Raw genomic sequence first — 25,249 nt, 5'->3', positions numbered from 1 at the left:
GTTTTGGAGACTCGATCATCCAAACATCCATACGCATTCACTATTTATAAAGGTATACTTTACATGTAATCAGTGGTGAAACCTGTACTTCTAACAACTTTGTTTGCCTATTCTAATCTATCGAGAAATTCTTCTGTTTATTTGATGTTATCCTCCTTCCTTACACCTATATAATAGCATGGTTTGACAGCGTTTGCAAAAGAAAAGCATTTTTTTCTACCTATCTAATTTGGATACCATTAAGCGCTATACTTGAATGGATCAAAAAAAAGATGTTATAGTAAAATTAGTACCTTTTTTGTGCGTACAATATTAAAGGAGGAATAGGATGGACAAATACAAGCAGACGGTGAAAGAAGTAGAGCAGGAAACAAAGACAGATATTGAGCAAGGGCTGACGACGGGGGAAGCAGAAAAACGAAGTCAGCAGCAAGGAAAAAATCAATTTGATGAAGCACCAAAAGAATCGATTGCAAAAAAATTTCTGCGGAGTTTATCTGATTTTACAACGATCATTTTACTTATAGCAGCAGTCATTTCGTTTTATACAGCGTTCGCAACAGAACATGGCGATTTATTTGAAGGGCTTTTGATCATTGCTATTGTCATCATTAACTCAGTGTTAGCAATCGTGCAAGAAGGAAATGCAGAAAAAGCGTTAGAGTCATTGCAAGATATGAACAAGCAGACGGCAACAGTTATCCGCGATGGAAAAGTAGAAAAAGTTGATGCAGAAAATCTGGTAGTAGGCGATGTCTTAGTTTTAGAATCGGGTTCTGCTATTGCCGCTGATGCTCGTTTAGTTGAAACATCACAGTTGCGAGTAGAGGAATCGGCACTGACAGGTGAAAGTGAAGCGGTCGAAAAAGAGGCAGATTACATCACTAAAGAAGATGAGTCGCTTGGTGATCAGTTGAATATGGTCTTTAAAGGATGTACTGTAGCGGCTGGTCGAGGAAAAGCAATCGTTACGGCTATTGGGATGGACACAGAAATGGGTAAGATCGCTGGTCTTTTGAATGACCATACAGCCCAAAAAACACCTTTACAAATACGGTTGAATCAACTAGGAAAACGGATCAGCATGATTGCACTAGCTGCTGCTGTATTCGTTTTCATTATCGGTGAACTTCAAGGTGAACCATTGTTAGAAATGTTTATGACGTCAGTTTCTTTAGCAGTAGCCGCTGTACCGGAAACATTGACTGTTATCGTTACGCTGACATTGGCATATGGTGTGCAGAAAATGGCTAAAAAGCACGCGATTATCCGTCAATTACCAGCCGTTGAAACCTTAGGGACAGCCAATGTCATCTGTTCCGATAAAACAGGTACATTGACCCAAAATAAAATGCGCGTTCGTCGGGTTTGGAGCAAAGAAGATGAAGTAACGGATATCGAGGACTCCATGACAAACAGCGCGATGGAAATCTTGAAAATGGCGGCGCTTTGTACTGACGTTACAGTAGAAAAAGAAAACGATGATCTTATCGTGAAAGGAAATCCGACTGAAGCAGCAATTGTACGTGCTGTAGAAGAAAATTATCATACAAAAGAGGAATTAGAAGAAAAATACCCACGAATTGATGAACTTCCATTTGATTCTGATCGTAAGATGATGACGACGGTTCATCGAATGGGGGAGAAATACATCTCAATTACTAAGGGAGCCTTTGATGTTTTATCTGAGCGCTTTACTTCAGGTGATGTGGAGCAAGCGACTGCTGTCAATGATCGTTTTGGTAAAAATGCGTTACGTGTGATTGCGGTTGGCTATCGAACATATGACGAAGAGCCGCAAGAAATCACCTCCGAAGCGTTGGAAAACGATCTTCGCTTGATTGGTTTGATCGGGATGATCGATCCACCACGACCAGAAAGTAAAGGGGCAATCAAACGCGCGAAAAAAGCGGGCATCAAAACGGTGATGATCACAGGGGACCATGTCGTGACTGCCAGCGCTATTGCAAAAGAATTAGGGATCTTATCTCATCCATCGGAGGCGCTTTCCGGTTCTGAATTACAAGCATTGTCAGATGAAGAACTAGATGAACGGGTACAGGAACTTTCGGTTTATGCTCGTGTGACTCCAGAAGATAAGATTCGTATCGTAAAATCATGGCAACGAACAGGTGCTGTAGTAGCAATGACTGGAGATGGGGTCAATGATGCTCCAGCTTTAAAGGCAAGTGATGTTGGCTGTGCGATGGGCATTGCAGGGACAGATGTTGCGCAAAGTGCTTCGGATATGATTTTGACAGATGATAATTTTGCTACGATCGTTGATGCGGTAAGCCAAGGGCGCTCGGTTTATCAAAATATCCGTAAGGCAATCAATTTTCTATTGAGTTGTAATATTTCTGAGATTTTCATTGTGTTGATTGCGATGTTATTAGGTTGGGGAGCGCCATTCACGGCTGTTCAGTTGCTATTTGTCAATGTCGTAGCAGATGGATTGCCAGGATTCGCTTTAGGAAGAGAGCCTGCTGAGAAAGGGATCATGGATGAAGCACCGATTCCTAAAAATGAGGGGATATTTGCTCGTGGTCTGATGCAGAAGATCGCCATCAATGCGAGTGTTTTTACAGTCGTTACTTTATTTGGTTACTATTTAGGAACATTTGTAAATACGATCAGTCCATGGGTAGAGGCAAGTCAAGAAGTAGGGCAAACAGTTGCTTTCTTGGTATTGGCGTATTCGTCAATCTTACATGTCTTCAATGTGCGCAGTAGCCAGTCAATCTTCAAAGTGAATCTAGCAACGAATAAATCGTTACTAGAAATGGCTGTTCTATCGATTGTCATCACTACGGCTGTTGCTTTGTTACCATTTACGCAGACACTATTCAATTTAGTCCACATTAGTTTAAATCACTGGCTGTTAGTGGGATTATTATCGATCGTACCGATTGCGGTTGTCGAGTTGATCAAATTCCATCAATTACCAGAAGCAGAAGAAGAGGAAGAATGATAAATAAAAAAGGTTACTGCTTGGGGCAGTAACCTTTTTTGCTTTATCTAGAACGTTTAAACTTCTTTTGGTAGTTCATTATAAAATGCTGCTTTTGTTGCAGAGATGTAAGGATTCAACCATAGATAGCCGATTCCAAGTGTTAACATCGCTAAAATGTGCCAGCCGATAAAGGTAAGATCCAACCAGAATAATTTTCCTTTATAGCCATCCATCAATTTACGACTTGCTGTGATCGTATCTAAGACGCCAGGTTTTTCTCCAGTATCTGTGACGATATCATAATAGATAAAGTAACTTTGAGAATAAGAATAACTTTTGATGATCCCAGGAATAACCAAAAGTAACGCCCACAAGGTAGTAAAGATTGCTGTTAAAAGTGCTAATAAAATGATCCCGCCGATGAACAAACCAGAAAATCCGCGAAAAGCATCTTTAAACGGTTCGATCTGTGTCTTAGTTCCACGTAAGAGATCTAAGTATGTCCAAGAGATCCCACTCATGAACAATGCACTGATGATAGAAGAGATGATCCCGCCACCACTACTTGCCCCACCACCGGTATTGTTTGCCGCCATATCTTGGACCGCTGTAGGATCACTATAGAAATTGACAAATAGCAAAGCAGTAGGGACAGCAATGATAATGATAATAGCAATGGCAATCAATGTTGGAATCAGATTCAATAAGACTGCTTGCCCCCAACGACCTCTTAAACTGTTTTTTGCCTGTTGTTTCAGTTCTTTTGAAGATAACATATTTTTCACTCCTTTTTTAATTGATATGAACAGTATAACAAAGAAGAATCATTTTGGCTTTTAAAAAAGTTAGGAGTTATTAAAAAAAAAAAAATTAAAAAAAGGGATATTAAATAAAAGCAGAATAAAGGAAGAGGCCTTGCAAAAAGTAGGTGAAACGATTATGATGGTGGGAGTTGTCATTGCGATTATTTTTAAAGAAAGTAGGGAATTGAATGTCACAACCTGCCATTCGTTATCGTTTAATCAAAAAAGAAAAACACACGGGTGCCCGTCTTGGTGAATTGATTACCCCTCACGGGACATTTCCCACACCAATGTTCATGCCTGTGGGTACATTAGCAACAGTAAAAACAATGTCACCGGAAGAGTTAAAAGCAATGGGTGCGGGGGTCATTTTAAGTAATACCTACCATTTGTGGCTACGTCCTGGCGAAGACCTAGTAGAAGAAGCTGGTGGCTTGCATAAATTTATGAATTGGGATCAGCCGATTTTAACTGATTCAGGAGGCTTCCAAGTCTTCTCATTAAGCGATATGCGAAACATCGAGGAAGAAGGCGTACATTTCAAAAACCATTTGAATGGTTCAAAAATGTTCCTATCTCCAGAAAAAGCAATCAATATCCAAAATAAACTTGGTTCAGACATCATGATGAGTTTTGATGAATGTCCTCCGTTTGATGAAAGTTATGACTATGTCAAAAAATCAGTGGAACGGACATCTCGTTGGGCAGAAAGAGGTTTGAAGGCACATGCCAATCCAGATCGACAAGGATTATTTGGAATCATCCAAGGAGCGGGCTTTGAAGACCTACGTCGCCAAAGTGCAAAAGACTTAGTCGGCATGGATTTCCCTGGTTATTCAATCGGCGGATTATCTGTTGGTGAACCTAAAGCAGAAATGAATCGAGTGTTAGAATTTACGACACCATTGATTCCAGAAAATAAACCGCGCTATCTAATGGGTGTTGGCGCAGCTGACTCATTGATCGATGGAGTGATCCGTGGTGTGGATATGTTCGATTGCGTGTTACCTACACGTATTGCTAGAAATGGAACATGTATGACTTCACAAGGTCGATTAGTTGTTAAAAACGCGCAATATGCACGTGATTTTCGTCCGATCGATGAAAAATGCGATTGCTATACATGTAAGAACTATACGCGTGCGTATATACGTCATCTGATCAAATGTGATGAAACATTTGGCATCCGTTTGACTTCTTACCACAATCTATACTTCTTGTTGAATTTGATGAAACAGGTTCGTCAAGCGATTATGGATGATAACTTATTGGAATTTCGTGCAGCCTTTTTCGAAGAATATGGCTTTAATAAAGAAAATGCCAAAAGTTTCTAATATTTTTATCTAAATTTATGTAAAAAACTAGTGTCTAGCAGGTTTTTCTGCTAAAGTTGAGTTTGTAGATACATGTTAGCGAGGTGAAAAAAATGGGCTCATTACCAATGTTAGTGATGTTCGTGGTTATTTTAGGAATGTGGTTTTTTATGTCACGCTCACAAAAGAAACAACAACAAGAACGTCAAAGTTTGCTAGATAGTATGAAACAAGGCGATGAAGTAGTGACTATTGGCGGATTGCATGGTGTTGTTTCAGAAGTCGATAATGAAAAACGCACAGTTGTTTTAGACTGTGAAGGGATTTTCTTAGAGTACGATCGAGCAGCAATCAAGACGGTGAAACCTGGGACTATCGTGGCAAACGATACTGTCGTTACACCAGTAGAAGAACCAGTTGAACCTAAAGATGCCGAAACAGCTGAAACAGTAGAAGTGAAAGAAGAAATCACTACCACTGTAGAAGAACCAGAGGCTCACAAAGAAGTTGAATAAGCAGTTTCACAAAAAATTGTGAAAGAAGCACTTCGCCTTGAGTAGAAAGAGGTCGAGACAAAAGTCGTTTAGGTTTGAGAAATTGGAGAGAAAAACGAACAATATGCTTTTTGTATTACTCGTTTTCTTGAAATTTCCGAAAAACCTGACTTTTGGACGCCGTTTATTCGAGATTCTGTAGCAAATCTGATGTTTAGATTTGTCCCACATTTATCTTATCGCTGAGGCGAGGCTTCTTAAATACAGCTTATTCGAGAGTGTAGGACGCAAGAGATTTTTTACTTGTATCCTACACTTTTTTTAGAAAAATAAGTTTGTTAATAGTTGAATAAGATTTTTTTGTGGGGATGTATACATAGGAAGTTGGAAAAAAACTAATACCTCTCTCTTTTTTATTGAATTAATAGGGGTTTATACATATTTTTAAAACTGTGAAAAAAATCACAAAAAAGTGTTTACATAAGAAAAGTTTTATTGTATGATGTACATGTGAAATAATTAACAAATAACCAGGACCTAGTAGGAGGACTATAATGGCTAAAGTAATGGAAAAAGAACAACCAAAAACGATCGATGTCCAAGCAATGATCGATGAGTTAGCAACCAAAGCAAATGTCGCGTTAAAAGAAATGGAAAATTTTGATCAAGAAAAAGTGGACCATATCGTACATGAAATGGCAATGGCAGCCTTAGACCAACATATGCCCCTTGCCAAAATGGCAGTTGAAGAAACAGGCCGTGGAATCTATGAAGATAAAGCTATCAAAAATATGTATGCTTCTGAATACATTTGGAACAATATCAAACATGACAAAACAGTGGGTGTCATCAACGAAGATACCCAAAAAGGATTGATTGAGATTGCTGAACCAGTTGGTGTCGTTTGTGGGGTAACACCGACAACGAATCCTACTTCAACGACAATCTTCAAATCGATGATCGCTTTGAAAACAAGAAATCCGATCGTATTCGCATTCCATCCAAGTGCTCAAAAGTCTTCTGCTGAAGCAGCACGTGTAGTACGTGATGCAGCAATTGCAGCTGGCGCGCCAGAAAATTGCATCCAATGGATCGAACATCCATCAATTGATGCGACATCTGCATTAATGAATCATCCGGGTATTGCAATTGTATTAGCGACTGGTGGAGCAGGCATGGTCAAATCAGCTTACTCAACAGGAAAACCAGCATTAGGCGTAGGACCTGGTAATGTACCTGCCTACATTGAAAAAACAGCAAAAATCAAACGTGCAGTAAATGATTTGATCGTTTCAAAAACATTTGACAACGGTATGATCTGTGCTTCTGAACAAGCAGTGATCGTTGACAAAGAAATTTATGCAGCTGTAAAAGCAGAATTCCAAGCGCATCAAGTGTACTTCGTGAAACCTACAGAACTTTCACAATTAGAAGATGCAGTGATGAATGAAGGAAAATACGCAGTCAATCCAGCAATCGTTGGTCATTCTGCTGTAGAAATCGCAAAATTAGCAGGTATCAAAGTACCTGAAGGAACAAAAATGTTAGTAGCGGAACTAGCAGGTGTTGGTGCAGATTATCCGTTATCTCGCGAAAAGCTTTCGCCAGTCTTAGCAATGGTCAAAGCAAATAGTACGGAACACGCTTTTGAATTATGTGAAGGAATGCTTAATTTGGGCGGATTAGGACATACAGCAGTTATTCACTCAGAAGATGAAGATCTACATGTGAAATTTGGGTTACGTATGAAAGCTTGCCGTATCTTAGTGAATACACCATCAGCAGAAGGCGGAATCGGAAATATTTACAATGAAATGATTCCATCTCTAACATTAGGCTGTGGTTCATATGGGAAGAACTCTGTATCTAGAAACGTCTCAGCGGTGAACTTAATCAATGTCAAAACTGTAGCGAAACGGAGAAATAATATGCAATGGTTCAAATTACCACCAAAAATCTTCTTTGAAAAGAACTCTTTGCTTTATTTAGAAAAAATGGAAAATGTGGAACGCGTGATGATCGTTTGTGATCCAGGTATGGTTCAGTTTGGTTATTGCGATACGGTTCGAGAAGTATTGGCACGTCGTAAGAATGATGTGAAAATCGAAGTCTTCTCAGATGTTGAACCAAACCCTTCAACAAATACCGTCTATGCGGGAACAAAACTAATGGCTGATTTCAAACCAGATACAGTGATCGCTTTGGGTGGAGGATCTGCAATGGATGCGGCTAAAGGCATGTGGATGTTCTATGAACACCCAGATACTTCTTTCTTTGGCGCCAAACAAAAATTCTTAGATATCCGTAAACGTACGTATAAAATTGATAAACCAGAAAAAACTCAATTTGTATGTATCCCGACAACTTCAGGAACGGGTTCAGAAGTGACACCATTTGCCGTTATCACAGACAGTGAAACACATGTGAAATATCCATTAGCTGATTATGCATTGACACCAGATGTGGCAATCGTTGACCCACAGTTTGTAATGTCAGTTCCAGCATCAGTTACTGCAGATACAGGTATGGACGTGTTGACACATGCAATCGAATCGTATGTTTCAGTAATGGCCTCAGATTATACAAGAGGATTAAGTTTACAAGCAATCAAAATAGTCTTTGACTATTTAGAAAAATCAGTGAAAACACCAGATATGGAATCACGTGAAAAAATGCATAACGCTTCTACAATGGCTGGTATGGCGTTTGCCAATGCGTTCCTAGGTATTTGTCACTCAGTCGCACATAAAATCGGTGGAGAATATGGTATCCCACATGGTCGTACGAATGCGATCTTGTTACCACATATCATCCGTTACAATGCAAAAGATCCACAAAAACATGCAATGTTCCCTAAATATGATTATTTCCGTGCAGATACAGATTATGCAGATATTGCGAGATTCTTAGGTCTAAAAGGAAATACAACGGAAGAACTAGTGGAAGCTTTAGCAACAGCTGTTTATGAATTAGGACAAGCTGTAGGAATCGATATGAATTTGAAAGCACAAGGTGTGACACAAGAAATATTAGATTCAACAGTTGATCGTATGGCAGAACTTGCATACGAAGATCAATGTACGACAGCAAATCCAAAAGAACCGTTGATCAGCGAATTGAAACAAATCATTGTTGATGCGTATAACGGGTAATCAATAAGCAACCTAGTCAAATAAAAAAGTCTCTCGAATCAAAGGACGAATCCGAATAGAAATCAAGTTTCTCACCTGATTTCTATTATGGAAAACCGTTTCTCGATTGAGAGGCTTTTTTGTGTTTAGCACTGTTCTTACAATGATCGTTTTGCTATTTCCAATAAAGTTGTTTATAAGAAATAATAGTTTTATTTCACTAAGAATAGCATGATAAACTAATAGTCACGATAGGAAATGAAAAGGAGAAATGATATGGCTACAGAACCGAACTATGAAGAAATAAATGAGGGCAAACGAGAAGCAGAACTTGAAAAAAGAGAGAGCGAATTAGAGTCATTAGAAATATCAGAGCGACAGTTGTCAAAATTCGATGATAGTAAAAATGATCGAATCCAATACTTGAGACAGGAGATAACGGCTCTTAAAAATCCTGATCGAAATGTAGCGCATAAGGCACTTTATGAAATGGAAGTCTCTAGTTTAAAAAAGAAACGAACTAGCTTAGAAACGAAACTAAATGGTAGGCGTGTTGACCCTAGTAATGAAAGGAAGTGGAAATCAGAACTAATAAAAGTGAATGAAAAAATAAAAGAATTTAATAAACAATATACATATCTTATTCAGCAGAAACCGAAAGATGAAATTTCAAATAGGCTGGATCAGCTACTAGAAAGTGGAACGCAGAAAATGAAGTATTATGGTAAAGAGAATCAAAAAACGGATGAACTACTCACAGAAATAGCTAAATATCAAGGGAATGTACCGGAAAAACTATACAACCAATTGGAGGCTATCGTAACCAAAGGGCAGAGTGAATTACTTGAAGGTGTAAAGCAACTTAGTGAAAATGGCGTGGTTAAAATAAACAATCTCGATAAGTCTTTTGAGAAAACTGAAACAACTGATAATATTCTTTCTAATGCAGAAAAATATAAGAAAAATTGTGTAGCGATGGTGAATAAGTTTTCTCAACAGAATTATGTAGTAAAGGATGCATTAAAATATTACGGAGAGCACGTGAGGGAAAGTAGCATAGCAAATTCTGCTTCCATGAAAGCAATAACATTTGTATCCCGACTTCAAAAAGCTGTTAAAGAAAGAGAACAAACAAGTAATAAAATAGAAATGCCAGATAAAAATAATCAGAAAAAAGACCAGACATTTTATCAGGAAGTGCCAATTCTTAGTGGTCAAGGAACTACAAAAGACCAGGAAAGTTTTACACAAGCGTCAAATCCAAGTGTTAGTGGACGGGTCAATCTAGTATCGAATGACTTCGATGCTAGAGAAACATCTACGGATGTGGTAAAGGAAGACGTAGCAGTAAAAGTACCAGAGAGCCAGAGAATACCGAAAGAAGTGAAGGAACAAGAGGCTCCTTCGAAACGACGTGATACATTGTACGCAAAAGTGAACGGTCAGGTCATCACGGATGAAACAGGCCAATCTAAAAATGACAAAGAAATATTTAGATTGAATAGTTATATCTCTGACATTAAGACAAATCTTGGGAAAGCTACATCCCAGCGACAAGTATTCACAGATCGTGGGAAAACCCTTATAGGAAGGATACGTAATTTCTTTAGCAAAGGGACGATCAAACGGCTAGATAATACAATTAATTCTTGCAAAGAAAAAATCGAAAGCAAGCAAAACGAATTGGCACGACTCCAGAATCCAACAGATAGATCAAAGGAGAAACCACAGCAATCATTTGAGCAAGTGACGGATCGATCGAAAGAAGTAAGCAAAGATAAAAGCAACCACAAACCACAAGCGAAGGCTCGAAACAAGAAAGAAGTAGTAACAGAATTGGCATAAGATCGCTATCTAAAATGCAAGTATCGTAGCAGTACATATAATGGGATAGAACAAAACTTTAGAGAGAGCGGGAGGTATATTACTCCGAGAATAAGAAGAAATTCGCAGAAATTGCTTTTCTTATTTTTGTAAATTTTATTTGTTTTTCAAAAGAGTTGCGCTTCTCCTATCTTCCTTTGTTCATATTTAGAATGTGGTCAAGACAAAAGTTGTTTAGGTTTGAGAAATTGGAGAGAAAAACGAACAATACGTTTTTTGTATTGCTCGTTTTTTTTTAATTTCCGAAAAAACTGACTTTTGGACGCCGTTTATTCGAGAGTCTGTAGCAAAACTGATTTTAGATTTGTCCCGCACTCGGTCTTCTTTCCATAGAATGAGTATTTGTACTAGTTGTTTCTTTCGATTTGAGAAACGATATATAAGAATAACGGTAGGGTTACGAGAAAATCATGATGATCCCAAAATCATCTGCGAAACCTGTATTTTTTGATGCCGGGAAATATCGTTCAAATAACACAACGATTACATAGTAAGATAGATACCGTTAGTAATTTATAAGGAGGAATGAGCCTGTATGATTTGGCAGAGAAAAAATAAAAAAAGAAATGGTATCTGAAATAAAGTATCTAAAGAAAAACTACAGGTAGAATTGGATACATTAGCACGAACGAATCAATTAGTAGGGGCTGGTGAATATGAGAAGCGCCAAAAAATGATTATTAAAATCAGTTGATTAGAAGAGATGCTAAAAAATTGTAGAGTAAGGATGTGGTAATGAGACATGAGACTTTTTACTCTATATTAGAAAAAGAAAACAGTCTGAAATAGAAGCATTCCAAGTAACCGCAAATACTAGATAAAATAATAGCGCTTAACTCTAAGCTGGACGGACTTAAAATTGAGGAGCTTGTCTCCCTATCCAATTCAAAACTGCGAGCAAAACAGTCTGAAAATCCTGTGATGAAAACACGAGAGGACGGTATCAATGAGATTAACATGTATAAGAAAGAGTGTTGGATCGCCCAAAATGATCATGCAAAATATTATTCTTCTTTAGTTTCGCTTACTGCAGAGTATAAACAAATGGAGACTAAAAAAATGAGTATCTCTGAAAAAAATAGACAGACAGCGACCGTGAAGAGAGTCATATATAATCTTAAGAGTTATGACGAACGTAAAAGAGATCTTGTAGATTATCCATTCTATTTACCTATCATAGAGACATCAAATCCTGCTCTCACTGATTTTAAAAAAAGAGTAGAGGATTCCACAATAAATTAGGTGTAAATAAAGAGAGTGACTTATCTACAAGATTATCGATTATTTCTGAGGGATCATATGAAAGTGTAAGAGTTTTCGAAAATCAAGGGTCGACGACTAGCGAAATTCGTTCAACTGACAGTCAGATAGTCAGTGGTTCCGATTCTGAAAAGGGCAGGAATACAAAAGGATCTGGATTTGAAAAGAATGAAAAGAGTATCGCCCTTTCAGGAATAGAGAAGTCACAACAACATATGGATGGTCATGTGGAAGGCTCTAACTATGATGCAGCGGATAGTTGTTCCATTATTCTTGAAGCTGATCTTAATGAAATTCGGGAACTAACCAAGAAAAAATTGGGGGAAATGACGGATAAGATAAACAATTTTTCTCATATGCTGAAAGCAGTAGAAGAAGATATCAAAAAATCAGGTGAGAAGAATGCAAACAAACTGTTGCTTAAAAACAGATTCTACAAGCTCATATTGAAGTACATGAAGAATTATGTGAAAATTTCAAAACTAAATTAGAAAATTGTTAAAAATCAGCTATCATAAAGGCTGCTCAAGTAAGAAGTCTTCAACCTACAAATGAAAATAAAAAAAGTAGAGAGAGGGAACAAGTAGGAATGTATATCCGTTTTTTTGAAATCAGAGAGTATAAAGTAATTAGTCAGAAGTAATCAACTATAAGAATCTTGATGTATTTTCCAGAAAATTTGCGTTTAAAATGCCATTTATTCAAAAAAAGAGTGTGTCGAGAATTTTGTCACACTCTTTTTTTCAATTTTATTGAAGCAATTTATCATTTATTTTTAGGCTGAATTCTTTTTTTTTAATAGAAATCCCTTTCAATTTCCATATAATTTGATTATAATTTCCTATATAGAAATAGGAGGAAGCGATATGGAAAAAAAGAAACCTTATGGTACGGTGCTGATCAAAGCATCGATTATTTTAGATTTTCTGGCTGAGCAGCCAGACACTTCTTTGCAAGAAATTGCGAAAGGCACAGATATGACACCATCGACAGTATTGAAAATTTTAGATACATTACTGCTGATTGGTTATGTCAATAAGAGTACAGAGAAAAATTATCGCTTAGGCGGGAAACTTGTGCGCTATGCCAATAAAAATATCGATCAGATCGATTTAGTCGAAATCACACGACCATATTTAGAAAAATTACAGGAAACGATTGACGAAACGATTCACTTAGGTGTGTTGGACAACGAGGAAATATTATACGTCAATAAACTGGATCCCAAAAATCAGACAATCAGAATGTCTTCTAAAATAGGGATCACAAGGCCTTTATATAGCTCGGCTATGGGAAAAGCCGTATTAGCTGAGTTCGCTGAACCGCAGTATGAAAAGTATGTGGAGTCACACCAATTGATACCATATACAGAATATACAATAACAAATAGTTTAAAACTGAGAAAAGAACTTGATGAAGTAAAAATGACCCAGGTCGCTTTTGATGATGAAGAAGTCGAAAAGGATATTTTTTGTATCGGGGCTTCGATTGTTAAAGGAGAGGAACTCATCGGGGCTTTTAGCATTAGCATGCCTAAATATCGTTTGACACCTGAAGTAAAAGATAAAATCATCCAATCAATCAAGCAAACGAAAGAAGAAATTGAAAAAACACTCAAAAAAAAATGAAAAAGCGTTTGCATTTTTTCACCACTGTCGTATAATATGGATATATATTTCCGATTTATAAAACTAAATTTCTTTATAGGAAACGGGTGGAAAAATGAAAAAACTAGACATTTTGACACGTTTAAAAAAAGCTGGAGTAATCGCTGTTGTCCGTGGAGAGACGAAAGAAGAAGCACTCAGTGCTTGCCAAGCAATAGTCAAAGGTGGGCTAAAAGGGCTTGAACTGACATTTACTGTCCCACAAGCAGATCAAGTGATCAAAGAATTATTGTCGATCTACAAAGATCAAAAAGATGTGGTGATCGGTGCGGGAACTGTCTTAGATGCTGTAACAGCACGATTAGCTATTTTGGCAGGAGCTGAATATATTGTCAGTCCTTGTTTTGACAAAGAAACGGCTGAGCTATGTAATTTGTATCAGATACCTTACTTACCAGGATGCATGACGATCGATGAAATGAAAACAGCACTTAAATGTGGTGTGGATATCGTCAAATTATTTCCAGGTAGCGCCTATGGTCCTAGTATCGTTACTGCATTTAAAGCGCCAATGCCGCAACTCAATATCATGCCGACTGGTGGAGTCAGTTTAGATAATATGAAGGATTGGTTCGATGCCGGCGTGATCACTGTAGGTGTAGGAGGCAATTTATTGGCTCCTGCCGCAACAGGCGATTTTGCTAAAGTAACCGAAGTGGCTCAGCAATACGTCGCGAAATTACAAGAAATAAAGGGGTAGGTGCAATGGGGAAAGCAATCACATTAGGTGAAATCATGTTGCGTTTATCAACCGATCAGGGGAGAAGACTTGAAACCAGTGAAACTTTCCACGCGCATTACGGCGGTGGTGAAGCAAATGTGGCCATCTCATTAGCTAATTATGGACATGAGGTTGGTTTTGCTTCCAAGGTTCCTGACCATGCAATAGGGAAGGCCGTTAAAAAACATCTGCAAAGTTATGGTGTGGATACAGCACATCTTTTATTCGGTGGTCCGCGGTTAGGTTCTTATTATATGGAAACTGGAGTCGGGGAACGAGCGGCTTCCGTTATTTATGACCGAGCGGGTTCGAGCTTTGCACTGATGGAAGAAGATGAATGGAACGGCAAACAGCTGTTCCAAGGAGCAGAGATCTTCCATATTTCGGGAATTACACCGGCGTTGTCACAAGCTTGGCGAGTCATCACAAAGAAACTCATGCAAGAAGCGAAGAAAATGGGCTGCTTAGTCAGTTTTGATATCAATTATCGAGGAAAGCTTTGGACACCAAAAGAAGCAAGTGAAACAATCCAACAATTATTGCCGTATGTCGATATTTGTTCCGCTGGCGAACTAGATGCTCGTTATCTATTGGGTATCAAAGATGCTCCAGAAGAAGTGGAACAACCGTTGATTTATTATTACCAGAAAATGCAAGAAAAATATCCAAACATCAATGTTTTTTATTCGACGAAACGAAAAGTTCATTCCGCTAGTGACAATGAGTTACAAGGCACTTTATGGATGGATCATGGATATTTCGAATCACAAGTACATGAAATTACACCTATCGTGGACCGTGTGGGAGGTGGAGATGCTTTTGCCGGTGGGGTCTTACATGGCATTTTAGAAAAAAATACGCCACAAGAAATCATTGATTTCGCTACTGCTGCATCTGCTTTGAAACACACCGTCCATGGGGATTGTAACCAATTTGATCAATCAGAAGTCGCTCGCTTTTTAGCGTACGGCTCAGGAAAAATCGTAAGATAAAAAGGAGAAGATAAACATGCAGGAAATGGAAACACGTTATACACATAGTCCGGAAGATATTCGTTATTATTCAACAGAACAATTAAGAAAAGAATTTTTAGTGGAGAAAGTATTTGAACCTGGACAAATCAGTTTGACTTATACCCACAATGACCGCATGATTTTTGGCGGAGTAACACCAACAGAAAAAGAATTAGAAATCACGCTGGATAAAGAATTAGGTGTTGAATATTTCTTGGAACGTCGTGAATTAGGGGTAATCAATATTGGTGGACCTGGATTCATCGAAATCGAAGGAAAGAAAGAAGACATGAAAAAGCAAGATGGCTATTACATCGGCAAAGAAACAAAGCATGTCGTATTTTCTTCAAAAGATCCAGAAAATCCAGCAAAATTTTACATTAGTTCAGTACCAGCACACCATAAATATCCAAATGTCAAAATCAGCATCGATCAAGTGAAACCAATGGAAACAGGCGAAGGTTTGTCATTGAATGAACGCAAAATCTATCAATATATCCATCCGAATGTTTGCGAAAGCTGCCAGTTACAGATGGGTTACACTATTTTAGAGCCAGGTAGTTCTTGGAATACGATGCCATGTCATACACATGAACGCCGGATGGAAGCTTATGTTTACTTTGATTTTGCCAAAGAAGATACACGTGTCTTCCATATGATGGGTAAACCTGATGAAACCAAACACTTAGTTGTGGACAACGAGCAAGCAGTTATTTCTCCAAGCTGGTCGATTCACTCTGGTGTCGGAACGAGCAATTATTCATTTATTTGGGCAATGTGTGGGGAAAATATCACGTATACCGATATGGATATGGTACCAATGGATCAATTGAAATAAGAAGGGGGATAAAAAATGGAATTTACAATGGATCTGTTTCGCTTAGATGGAAAAGTAGCACTAGTAACTGGTGCTGTATACGGGATTGGGTTTGAGATCGCTCGTTCACTGGCAGCAGCAGGGGCAACGATCGTGTTCAATAATTTGTCACAAGAATCAGTAGATAAAGGGGTAGCGCACTACAAAGAAGCCGGGATCGAAGCAAAAGGGTATGTTTGTGACGTAACAGATGAACCTGCAGTTCAAGCGATGGTCAAACAAATCAAAGAAGAAGTTGGCTCTGTTGATATTTTGGTCAATAACGCAGGGATCATCAAGCGCACACCGATGATCGAGATGGACGCGGCAGATTTCCGTCAAGTGATCGATGTGGATCTAAATGCACCTTTTATCGTATCAAAAGCAGTTATTCCGGATATGATCGAAAAAGGTGGCGGTAAAATTATCAATATTTGTTCAATGATGAGTGAATTAGGTCGTGAAACAGTTAGTGCTTATGCTGCTTCTAAAGGCGGTTTGAAGATGTTGACAAAGAATATTGCTTCTGAATATGGTCAATACAACATCCAATGTAATGGCATCGGCCCTGGCTACATCGCCACACCACAAACAGCACCTTTGAGAGAAAAGCAAGAAAATGGAGAACGTCATCCATTTGATCAATTCATTGTTGGACGTACACCAGCAGCACGTTGGGGTGAACCAGTCGATTTAGCTGGTCCATCTGTATTCTTAGCGTCTAGCGCTTCTGATTTCGTCAATGGGCATATCCTTTATGTAGACGGCGGTATTCTTGCATATATCGGGAAACAACCTTAAACAACGTGTGAGCTAGAAGTAACAAAAAGAGTTCGGACAAAAGTGTTTAAAAAGTGGATCAAAAGTATTTCGTACTTTTGGTCTACTTTTTTTGTGATTTCTAGACCGAAGTGAGAAATCTCAAGAAATAAGAAAAAATCCACAAAAATTGAATTTACAATTTTTGTGGATTTCATTATGTTTTTCAGAGAAACTATTTCTGCCGTTTATTCGAGAGTATGCAGCAAACTTGATTTTTAGATTTGTCCCACATTCATTTATTTACGGTTTCCATATTTCGTCAGAGAGATTCCTCTTGCTTCGCACCAGACTTTGGTAGCCCCCGTCAAGATAACTGGGTGATGATGCAGCTGATCGATTGTTTCTGCACCAACCATCGTAAATAACAAACGAAGCTCATCCTGCCAATCTTCAAGTAATCGGATAGTATCTTCTACGCCATTACTCATCAAGGAATTCAGTACGGTTCCTGATATTCCTACGGCTTGAGCGCCAAGACAGAGAGCTTTAAAGATGTCAAAGGCATTTCGGATACCGCCAGATGCCAATACTTCAACAGGATATTTCGCTTCATTTGCTTCTAATAGTGAAGTAACCGTTGATTGTCCCCAATCAGCAAGATAGTTCAATTCTCTTTTAGGGCGACGTGCATTTTCGATCTGAGTGAAACTTGTGCCACTGCGACCACTGATATCGATTGTTTTGACGCCTAATGCAACCAATTCGTCAATCGTTTCTCTGGTCATCCCAAACCCTACTTCTTTGACAATCAAAGGTACCGAGATTTCTTCTCTGATTGCTTGGATCAACTCTTTCCAATTTGAAAAATCACGATCACCTTCAGGCATGACCAACTCTTGGGGTGCATTTAGATGGATTTGTAAGGCATCAGCCTCAAAAAGTTCAATTGCTTGTTTCGCCTTGATGACCGAAGTACCTGCGCCGACATTTGCTAAGATCTTTCCATTAGGATAAACGTCACGCATCACTTGGTATGTCTCAGCTAATGTCGGATCTTTTAAAGCGGCACTCACTGAACCTGTCGCAATCATTAAGTCTGTTTCTTTAGCGATTGTTGCTAATTCGCGGTTGATTTTTTTTGTTTTTTCGCTTCCGCCAGTCATTGCATTGATATAAAAAGGATAATGCAAATCTAAACCAGCTACGGAAGTATGAAGACTGACTTCTGAAACTGCAAGCTGCGGTAAAGCATTATGAACGATACGTACAGTATCAAATTCATTTTTTTGTTTGTTATGGAAGGCTTTCGCTAGTGAGACATGTTCATCTTTACGATTCATGCTTTTTCCTTTCTTCGATAGCTATAGACATGAAGAGGAAGTGGAGTGATCTCTGCGGCTTCCCACGCACTCATCAAAGGGAGAATACCTGATTTTTGATCAACGATCACGATCCCACAGTCGCCGCCACCAGCGCCTGATGATTTCGCTGCTCCCTCATATTCTTCTGCTAAACTGCATAATTTATTCAAAGCAGGTGTTTCGATCAATACACCAGTAATCGCGGAAAGATCATGTAATAGCTCACGGTTTTTTCGGATCATTTGTTGGATCAGTGATACATTGTTCTCTTTGAATCCTTTTATCATTTCATTGACACATTCTGTACTAGCTTGCAAAAACTGTTGATAAGCGGTCATTTTATCTGTTCGTGACCGATGGACTTGGTCTACTAGATCAGAAGTGGACGCTGGACTGCCAGTCCAACCGATCAATAAACGTAAATCTTTGGGGGTACAAAGCGACTCGATTGAAAGTCCTGGCCAATCCATCGCCAATAGTTCACTGATGGAATAATTTTTTTCTTGTTGTTGGAGCCAACGATGATCAAAAGTGGAAAAGGCGATCCAACCACCATAACAACTTGCGGCGATATCTCCGCATGAGCCGTTATCTTGAACGGCCAAATTTGCTAAAGCAGCAATTTTGAATATCTCCAATTGTGTTAGATTCAAGGCGTAAAAAATATTTAGTGCCTTAACTGTCGCAACAGTAACTGCACCACTAGAACCCAACCCATATTTGCGACCATTGGAACTATCGAGTTCACTTGTTACTTTCAAGTCATAGAAGGAAAGTAAGATATTGTTTTCTTGCGCATATTTCTCAGTCAATCGGATGGCTGCGAGAATATAATGAAATGGATTTTCACGAATATCTAGGACTAACTCGCCATGGCGCCGTGTCCAACGAACTGGCATTCCGCTATATTGAGCTGATTGGATACTGCCGACTTTTCGTGCGGCTTCTACGGTGACTGTCACAAATTGATCTACAGCAACGATGATTGCTGGATGACCGGTTTCAACAACTGCATATTCTCCAGCAATATAAAGTTTTCCTGGAGCAGATACTTCAATCATAAAAATCTCCCTTTATTCAATAATCTTGATTCCTGGACCAGCATGAGCTGTAATGACTTGCTGCGGGCTAAATAAATCGCTAAATGCTTGACGCACAATCTCTTCTTGTTTCTTTTCCACTAACACTTTCACATTTGGACCAGCATCCATTGTAAAGTAGCAAGGAATCCCTTCATTTCGTAAAGTACGGACGGCTTGCATCGCCTTTAGGCTATCAGCTGACCAATAAGTAAATGGAGGGAGAGCAGCTAATGTCGTGCCATGCATCTTCAATGCGTTTCTTTCCATCGTTTCTCCCAGTGCTTGAAAATCTTTTGTGTGAATTGCTTGTTTTAATTGATAAAGATCAGATTCGACAGTATCTAGCCAACCTTGATAAAAACTGGAAGTTGCTACAGTACGTCGCATGCCATCTCTGCTAGAGACATCTTTTTTTTGATCGTTGAGAAGCACAAAGACCATAGCTAACTCTTCTTCAAAATTATTTGAGGGTACGGGTTGAGCGTAGGAACTTTCATCATCATGTCCCTTTTCCCATTCGACAAATCCGCCGAAGATGCTGCGACAAGCAGAGCCAGAACCACGTCTAGCCAGTCTGGATAATTCTTTGTCATCTAAGCCTAAGTGCAATGCTTCATTACACGCACCAGCTAATGCAGCTAGTCCACTAGCAGAAGAAGCCAATCCAGCAGCAGTAGGGACAAAATTTTGACTCGTAATGGTTGCTTTATAGGCTACTCCTGCTTTTTTTCTAGCCAGATCTAAAAATGCACTTATTTTTTTTGTGGCTTTTTCATCTTGTAACTGATCGTCTAAGTAAAAACGATCTTCTGTAAATTCTTCAGAGAAGAGGACTTCAGTTTCTGTATAAAACGCATCAAGTGTCAATGACAAACTATTATTCATTGGGAGGATCAGCGTTTCATTTTTTTTGCCCCAATACTTGATTAGCGCAATATTCGTATACGCACGTGCTTTTCCTTTAAACATAGGTATGTACTCCTAATCCTTGAATCCAAGTTGTAGCAGCACCTGCTTGAAGAAGTGCATCGCTGATTTCTTGGGCTTTTGTTTTTGTTTGAGTAAGAGCAATCATACAACCGCCTCTGCCGCCACCTGTTAATTTGGCACCTAGCGCACCAGCGTCTTTCGCTGTCTCAATCAACAAATCTAAAAAGTCATTACTAATGGTCAAGCTTTTTAAGAGTTCTTGTGCTTCGTTCATTGCTTGAGCGAGGTGCAGCGGATCATTTTCGATGATTGCTTTTTTTGATTGCCTTGTTAAGTATCCTAGTTGTTGGATTTTTTGTCCAGTTTTCTGTTGATCTTTTTCAAATAAATGAGCGACATCTTTCACTGCTTCACGTGTTTGGCCCTTTATACCTGTGTCAGCTACAATTAAAAAAGCATCGATATTCAAAGAAAAATAATCAAAGGGATGACCTTTGACAAAATAGATGGGTTCTAAACTACTTGTTGCAGCAGCATCGATCCCACTAGGATTCCCATGAGCGATTTTTTCTGATATTTGCACATTTCTTAGTAGCTGTTCACGAGAAAGAGGTTGAGCAAGATAGTCATAGAAGGCACGTGTGACAGCAGTTGCTATGGCTGCACTAGACCCCATCCCACGCTCGGCGGGAATCGTACTATCAATCGTTAATTGAAAATTTGTACTGATGTGCTGTTCTTTTTTTAAACTAGCTACTAATTGTTTGATATTTTTCAACGTATGAGGAGCGCTAGTCAATTTTCCTGTATAATAAGAAGAAATCAATTGATCGGCTAACGAAAAAGGTAACTCTTCAAAAGAAGCAGTCGCTTTAGTCGCGTAAAAAGGAAAAGCAATGGCTGGTTCGCCGTAGACGACTGCATGCTCTCCCATCAAAATGATTTTCCCATTTGATTCTCCTTGGCCATAGTTTGCCATAATCTAACTCCTTCTATATGTTACGCTAACTTTTTGAGCAAAAAATAAAGCGCCGTGTATCATTTGCGCTATCGAATGATTTTTTACATGTAAGTTCAAAAAAACAATCCATCTTTATTTTACTAAATCCAACGCAGAAGTAAAATAAAGAATACGTTTTTCTGCAAAAAAACATTTTTTTCTTAAGAAATTTTTGGGTTTTTAATTTAGTGAAAAGGGGAGATTTCTATTTGACACTACCAGATATTGGGGGTATATTTAGAAAGAATTGGAAAAAGACACTATATTTAGTGATGAAGTGAGTTGGAGGTAAATGAGCGTGATCGTTTTAGCAGGTACGATTGGTGCCGGTAAATCAAGTTTAACAGAAATGTTGGCTGAACACTTGGGCAGTCAAGCTTTTTATGAATCAATCGATGATAATGAAGTACTACCCTTATTTTATGCCAATCCTGAGCAGTACGCATTTTTGCTACAAATATATTTTTTGAATAAACGTTTTGCAAGTATCAAGCAAGCAATGGAAGAAGATAACAATGTTTTGGATCGTTCTATTTATGAAGATTCATTGCTGTTCCACCTAAATGCTGATCTAGGTAGAGCAACGGAGACTGAAGTTCGCGTCTATGATGAATTGCTTGAGAATATGATGGAAGAACTCCCATATGCTGCACACAAAAAGCATCCTGATCTACTTGTTCACATTCGAGTGTCATTTGAGACGATGCTTGAACGGATCGAAAAAAGAGGACGTTCATATGAACAACTTTCTTTTGACCCTACATTATATGACTATTACAAAGAATTGAACCGTCGTTATGATCAGTGGTATGAGGAGTATAAAGAAAGCCCTAAAATCCAGATCGATGGGGATCAGTTTAATTTCGTGGAAGATCCTGAAGCTAAAGAGGCGGTATTGAAAATAATCGAAGAGAAACTAGCAGAAATTCGAAAAGAAGTCATCGTTTCTTAATTTTTTTTATAGAAATGATAGAATGAGGTCGAGACACAAGTTGTTTAGGTTTGAGAAATTGGAGAGAAGAACGAACAATACGTTTTTTGTATTGCTCGTTTTTTTTGAAATTTCCGAAAAAACTGGCTTTTGGACGTCGTTTATTCAGAATTAAAGTCTGTAGCAAAACTGATTTTTAGTTTTGACCCACATTCATTTTTGTGTACAAGTAAAGGGGGAGCTAAAGTGAGAGAAAAAATTTTTTTTAACCACGATCAAAATTTTTGGATGAATGTTTCAAGCGATGATGCCATCGCGGTTAAAAATCTAAAAGAAGAGTATGGGATAAGTGATGAAATGCTGACTTACTCACTCGATAAAAATGAACGGGCACGTGTAGAATATGATAGCTTAGATGATGCACTATTATTAGTAACGAATGTTCCACATCAACAAAAAATCGAAAATCATTATGAGACTAGTCCAGTAGCATTTATTTTAAAAGATGGAGGGCTGTTTACCTTTACGACTAAAAATACGGAGTATGTTATTCGATTGATCAATGCTCTGCTAGAAAGAGACTCAGAAGTTTCTGTTTATAGCTTGCTATTTAGAACGTTATTTCTGATTTCGGGTTCTTTCTTCCCACTTATTGAAGAGGTTAACAGTGAACGTCAACGATTGAATATGCGACTGCGAGAAAAAACAACAAATAAAAATCTGTTGGCTTTATCTGACTTAGAAGTCGGTTTGGTCTATCTAGTCACTGGGACAAAACAAAATGTCGTTTTACTTGAGCAAATCAAAGCTCTCGCTATTTTTCGGAAATTAACAGAGAAAGAAAAAGAACAGTTGGATGATGCACTCATTGAAGCCAAACAGGCAGTTGAGATGACTAATTTAGCTTCTCAAATTTTAGACCAGTTATCAGGAACTTATAATAATCTATTGAATAATAATTTGAATGATACGATGAAATTTCTAACTGTCTGGTCATTGATTTTAACGGTGCCGACCATCGTTACCGGATTTTTTGGGATGAATTTACAATTACCCTTTACACATTCCGTCTTTGGATGGGGAATCGCCTTGATCATCAGCTTACTTTTATCGATCTGGATGTTAGTGGCATTATGGCGAAGAATCCGCTGAACTTGAAATAGTGAAAGAATTCTGTCGGAAGTTATTCGAAATTGAAACAACAGAAAACAATTGCTGGAAAAATCGTGAATGGATGTTTAAAAATTATCCCTACAAAAAGAGGACGAGACAAAAGTGTTTATTACTTTTGTCCCACGCTCGTTTTTTTGAAATTTCTGAAAAAACCTGACTTATGGACGTCGTTTATTCGGAATCAGAGTCTGTAGCAAACCTGATTTTTAGATTTGTCCCAGACTCTTTTTTTGGTTGGAATGTCTTTCCTAGCTGCTTTTTTAGTTTAAATGGAATAATGTATCTGCCTGATCAGGGGCCCAAGTCGTATCGCCATAATTAATATGTGTTTGTAATGTTACGTACAGTTTTCCTTGATAAACCACTTTTTCATGTTTTGTATAAAGCTGTGGAGAAGAGAATGTTCCTAAGATCCATTGTCTGCCTTCTACTTCTGTGCCACCTTCTTCCTTTTTATCTGTGGTCACAGTCAAAACATTGCTAGCATCAGAGACTTCATTAGAATTACTGATTGCTTTGACCATATAAGTATAAGTTGTATTCGCTTTTAAGTTCGTATCATCAAACGTTGTTTTTGTAGTTGAACCAATTAGAGAACCGTTTCGGTAAATATCATATTGCTTGATTCCTTGCGTATGAGAAGAACGTCCCCACATAAGTGAAACACTTGAACTAGTGGTTCCCATCGAATGCAGGCTTTTAGGTGCAGTTGGTTTTTCTTGGCTTGTTTGGGACAACGTCGTCACTGAAATAGCTGTTTTAGGTGAAGTTAATCCATTTTGTCCAACCGCTTCGATCTCATAACGATAAGTGGTTTTTTCTTTAAGCTTACTATCTGCAAACTCAGCATTGGCTGTATTACCGATAAATGTGCCATTTCGATAAACATTGTAAGAAGCTGTATTTGCTTGACCGTTCCAAGTTAGTGCGATAGAACTTGCTGTCACATTAGCTGTACGGACATTTTGTGGCGCAGATGGTGCTACTGGAATACCAGCATCGCCTTTTACATTGACATCGATTACGTTATAAAAGGCATTTGGTGTATCTGCAACATCCCAGACCGCTAAGATCACATGGTAACCCAAGCGATTGCTTGGAATAGTAATGTTATGTTTTGGATTATTTGTTGCTGCCGAGCCATCGTGGTTGATCGTACCAATCAACTCAAAGTCACCGCGATCTAAAGAATCATTTGGATTCCAATCAGCTTTTGTCATGTAATAATGCCATTTAGCTGTTGCATGTGAAGCCGTATAATGCCATGTGATGTTCATAGCGCCTTGTTTCACTTCTTGTTTTGTCCAACGACTCGCTGTTTGATTGTCCAAGACAAAATCACCGATTTGGCCCAAGCCACCTTCCGCAGAGGCAATTCGTCCATCCGCAGGACCAGCTTGTGGAAATCCTTTTTTGGCTTCAAGTGATTGAGGGTTTGTAATAACTGCTCCGTATTTTTCCCAAGCAGCTGAATACCCAAGCGTATTCCGTTCAATGGCACCTTGATAGCCTCGGCTAGGTGGTGATTCCACATACCCATGAGCAGAAGCAGAAATTTGGTTGATCATTAGGCTACCGAAAAGAGCTGTAGAGCAGAATAGAGTGGCTAAAAGTTGTTTTTTCATCATATTCCTCCAAAATTTTTAATTTTTTGATAACGATCATCTTAATTTACAATCAGTTTCAAATTAAAATAATTGTTATTTGAATATAGAATATCAAAAATGGAAACGTTATCCTAATCAAGAATTACCTAGCGCTAGGTAACTATAGTTTCCTATGTGAAGATTAGAATATTAGAATCAATTTGATTTTAGAAATAACGTTCATGTAAAGTTTGCGCTAAGGATACAACAAATGGCTATAAAAATGAAAACCATCATTTATAAGAATTCCATTGACAAAGTAACGAGGA

The 25,249-nt window shown here is 38.4% G+C and carries 19 protein-coding genes; 13 read left to right on the top strand and 6 right to left on the bottom strand.

The genetic code is table 11. The features are described from left to right. Nucleotides 1-328 precede the first annotated feature (328 nt). A complete protein-coding gene (locus DVW83_RS01480; RefSeq protein ID WP_104661306.1) occupies nt 329-2,971 on the top strand; it encodes a calcium-translocating P-type ATPase, PMCA-type in 2,643 nt (880 codons plus the stop codon). A gap of 56 nt (nt 2,972-3,027) precedes the next feature. Here the strand turns inward: DVW83_RS01480 and DVW83_RS01475 are convergent, their stop codons facing one another. Beyond that, nucleotides 3,028-3,729 (bottom strand): DUF975 family protein, encoded by a 702-nt coding sequence (locus DVW83_RS01475; RefSeq protein ID WP_104661305.1) that lies wholly within the window; start codon nt 3,727-3,729, stop codon nt 3,028-3,030. 215 nt (nt 3,730-3,944) lie between these two features. Between DVW83_RS01475 and tgt the strand changes: the two genes are divergently transcribed. The 10 genes from tgt to DVW83_RS01425 all read left to right on the top strand — a co-directional run bounded on the left by tgt (nt 3,945) and on the right by DVW83_RS01425 (nt 16,896). Then, nucleotides 3,945-5,090, top strand: coding sequence for a tRNA guanosine(34) transglycosylase Tgt (tgt, locus tag DVW83_RS01470; RefSeq protein WP_081133788.1), 1,146 nt, complete (start codon nt 3,945-3,947; stop codon nt 5,088-5,090). Between the two features lie 92 nt (nt 5,091-5,182). Further along, the gene (yajC, locus tag DVW83_RS01465) at nt 5,183-5,584 is read left to right on the top strand and encodes a preprotein translocase subunit YajC (protein WP_104661304.1); all 402 of its coding nucleotides are present in this window, start codon (nt 5,183-5,185) and stop codon (nt 5,582-5,584) included. Between the two features lie 533 nt (nt 5,585-6,117). Then, nucleotides 6,118-8,715: a bifunctional acetaldehyde-CoA/alcohol dehydrogenase gene (adhE, locus tag DVW83_RS01460; RefSeq protein WP_104660077.1), complete on the top strand. Its 2,598-nt coding sequence runs from the start codon at nt 6,118-6,120 to the stop codon at nt 8,713-8,715. 255 nt (nt 8,716-8,970) lie between these two features. Next, nucleotides 8,971-10,539, top strand: a complete 1,569-nt coding sequence (locus DVW83_RS01455; RefSeq protein ID WP_137238926.1) for a hypothetical protein — start codon at nt 8,971-8,973, stop codon at nt 10,537-10,539. 1,526 nt (nt 10,540-12,065) lie between these two features. Beyond that, the gene (locus DVW83_RS15330; RefSeq protein ID WP_238699322.1) at nt 12,066-12,329 is read left to right on the top strand and encodes a hypothetical protein; all 264 of its coding nucleotides are present in this window, start codon (nt 12,066-12,068) and stop codon (nt 12,327-12,329) included. A 375-nt stretch (nt 12,330-12,704) separates the two neighbouring features. Further along, entirely contained in the window at nt 12,705-13,466 is a 762-nt protein-coding gene (locus tag DVW83_RS01445; protein ID WP_104660896.1) for an IclR family transcriptional regulator, read from the top strand. 94 nt (nt 13,467-13,560) lie between these two features. Continuing rightward, nucleotides 13,561-14,205, top strand: coding sequence for a bifunctional 4-hydroxy-2-oxoglutarate aldolase/2-dehydro-3-deoxy-phosphogluconate aldolase (locus tag DVW83_RS01440; RefSeq protein WP_104660897.1), 645 nt, complete (start codon nt 13,561-13,563; stop codon nt 14,203-14,205). Nucleotides 14,206-14,210: 5 nt separating this feature from the next. After that, a complete protein-coding gene (locus DVW83_RS01435; RefSeq protein ID WP_104660898.1) occupies nt 14,211-15,218 on the top strand; it encodes a sugar kinase in 1,008 nt (335 codons plus the stop codon). 16 nt (nt 15,219-15,234) lie between these two features. Then, nucleotides 15,235-16,077, top strand: coding sequence for a 5-dehydro-4-deoxy-D-glucuronate isomerase (gene kduI / locus DVW83_RS01430; protein ID WP_162500755.1), 843 nt, complete (start codon nt 15,235-15,237; stop codon nt 16,075-16,077). A gap of 15 nt (nt 16,078-16,092) precedes the next feature. After that, on the top strand, nt 16,093-16,896 hold the full coding sequence (locus tag DVW83_RS01425) for a gluconate 5-dehydrogenase (protein WP_104660899.1): 804 nt from the start codon (nt 16,093-16,095) through the stop codon (nt 16,894-16,896). A 257-nt stretch (nt 16,897-17,153) separates the two neighbouring features. Here the strand turns inward: DVW83_RS01425 and fni are convergent, their stop codons facing one another. The 4 genes from fni to mvk are packed head-to-tail and all read right to left on the bottom strand — an operon-like array spanning nt 17,154 to nt 21,209. Continuing rightward, nucleotides 17,154-18,197 carry a type 2 isopentenyl-diphosphate Delta-isomerase gene (fni, locus tag DVW83_RS01420; RefSeq protein WP_104660900.1) on the bottom strand — a complete coding sequence of 348 codons (1,044 nt, stop codon included), beginning with the start codon at nt 18,195-18,197 and terminating at the stop codon, nt 17,154-17,156. Further along, on the bottom strand, nt 18,194-19,279 hold the full coding sequence (locus DVW83_RS01415; protein ID WP_104660901.1) for a phosphomevalonate kinase: 1,086 nt from the start codon (nt 19,277-19,279) through the stop codon (nt 18,194-18,196). The genes fni and DVW83_RS01415 overlap by 4 nt, the downstream gene beginning before the upstream one ends. A 12-nt stretch (nt 19,280-19,291) precedes the next feature. Further along, nucleotides 19,292-20,269, bottom strand: coding sequence for a diphosphomevalonate decarboxylase (gene mvaD / locus DVW83_RS01410; protein WP_104660902.1), 978 nt, complete (start codon nt 20,267-20,269; stop codon nt 19,292-19,294). Further along, a complete protein-coding gene (gene mvk, locus DVW83_RS01405) occupies nt 20,262-21,209 on the bottom strand; it encodes a mevalonate kinase (protein WP_104660903.1) in 948 nt (315 codons plus the stop codon). The genes mvaD and mvk overlap by 8 nt, the downstream gene beginning before the upstream one ends. Before the next feature lie 313 nt (nt 21,210-21,522). Between mvk and DVW83_RS01400 the strand changes: the two genes are divergently transcribed. Next, nucleotides 21,523-22,182 (top strand): deoxynucleoside kinase, encoded by a 660-nt coding sequence (locus DVW83_RS01400; protein ID WP_174784242.1) that lies wholly within the window; start codon nt 21,523-21,525, stop codon nt 22,180-22,182. Nucleotides 22,183-22,407: 225 nt separating this feature from the next. Continuing rightward, nucleotides 22,408-23,313, top strand: coding sequence for a magnesium transporter CorA family protein (locus DVW83_RS01395; protein ID WP_104660304.1), 906 nt, complete (start codon nt 22,408-22,410; stop codon nt 23,311-23,313). Nucleotides 23,314-23,594: 281 nt separating this feature from the next. Here DVW83_RS01395 and DVW83_RS01390 read toward each other — a convergent pair whose 3' ends face one another. Next, on the bottom strand, nt 23,595-24,959 hold the full coding sequence (locus DVW83_RS01390) for a lytic polysaccharide monooxygenase (RefSeq protein WP_104660305.1): 1,365 nt from the start codon (nt 24,957-24,959) through the stop codon (nt 23,595-23,597). Nucleotides 24,960-25,249 lie beyond the last annotated feature (290 nt).

It is taken from the genome of Enterococcus sp. VV15 (genome assembly GCF_005236045.1).
GTDB lineage: Bacteria > Bacillota > Bacilli > Lactobacillales > Enterococcaceae > Enterococcus_B > Enterococcus_B durans.
Note: the sequence above shows the minus strand (reverse complement) of the source record. Positions and strands in the feature narration are given on the sequence as shown.

Excerpts from the sequence above, each read along its gene's own strand:
- DVW83_RS01400 (WP_174784242.1), top strand. The coding sequence starts at position 21,523 with ATGAGCGTGATCGTTTTAGCAGGTACGATTGGTGCCGGTAAATCAAGT.
- DVW83_RS01390 (WP_104660305.1), bottom strand. The coding sequence starts at position 24,959 with ATGAAAAAACAACTTTTAGCCACTCTATTCTGCTCTACAGCTCTTTTC.
- DVW83_RS01445 (WP_104660896.1), top strand. The coding sequence starts at position 12,705 with ATGGAAAAAAAGAAACCTTATGGTACGGTGCTGATCAAAGCATCGATT.
- DVW83_RS01475 (WP_104661305.1), bottom strand. The coding sequence starts at position 3,729 with ATGTTATCTTCAAAAGAACTGAAACAACAGGCAAAAAACAGTTTAAGA.
- kduI (WP_162500755.1), top strand. The coding sequence starts at position 15,235 with ATGCAGGAAATGGAAACACGTTATACACATAGTCCGGAAGATATTCGT.
- fni (WP_104660900.1), bottom strand. The coding sequence starts at position 18,197 with ATGAATCGTAAAGATGAACATGTCTCACTAGCGAAAGCCTTCCATAAC.
- tgt (WP_081133788.1), top strand. The coding sequence starts at position 3,945 with ATGTCACAACCTGCCATTCGTTATCGTTTAATCAAAAAAGAAAAACAC.
- DVW83_RS01440 (WP_104660897.1), top strand. The coding sequence starts at position 13,561 with ATGAAAAAACTAGACATTTTGACACGTTTAAAAAAAGCTGGAGTAATC.
- mvk (WP_104660903.1), bottom strand. The coding sequence starts at position 21,209 with ATGGCAAACTATGGCCAAGGAGAATCAAATGGGAAAATCATTTTGATG.
- DVW83_RS01455 (WP_137238926.1), top strand. The coding sequence starts at position 8,971 with ATGGCTACAGAACCGAACTATGAAGAAATAAATGAGGGCAAACGAGAA.
- adhE (WP_104660077.1), top strand. The coding sequence starts at position 6,118 with ATGGCTAAAGTAATGGAAAAAGAACAACCAAAAACGATCGATGTCCAA.
- DVW83_RS01435 (WP_104660898.1), top strand. The coding sequence starts at position 14,211 with ATGGGGAAAGCAATCACATTAGGTGAAATCATGTTGCGTTTATCAACC.
- yajC (WP_104661304.1), top strand. The coding sequence starts at position 5,183 with ATGGGCTCATTACCAATGTTAGTGATGTTCGTGGTTATTTTAGGAATG.
- DVW83_RS01480 (WP_104661306.1), top strand. The coding sequence starts at position 329 with ATGGACAAATACAAGCAGACGGTGAAAGAAGTAGAGCAGGAAACAAAG.
- DVW83_RS01415 (WP_104660901.1), bottom strand. The coding sequence starts at position 19,279 with ATGATTGAAGTATCTGCTCCAGGAAAACTTTATATTGCTGGAGAATAT.
- DVW83_RS01425 (WP_104660899.1), top strand. The coding sequence starts at position 16,093 with ATGGAATTTACAATGGATCTGTTTCGCTTAGATGGAAAAGTAGCACTA.
- mvaD (WP_104660902.1), bottom strand. The coding sequence starts at position 20,269 with ATGTTTAAAGGAAAAGCACGTGCGTATACGAATATTGCGCTAATCAAG.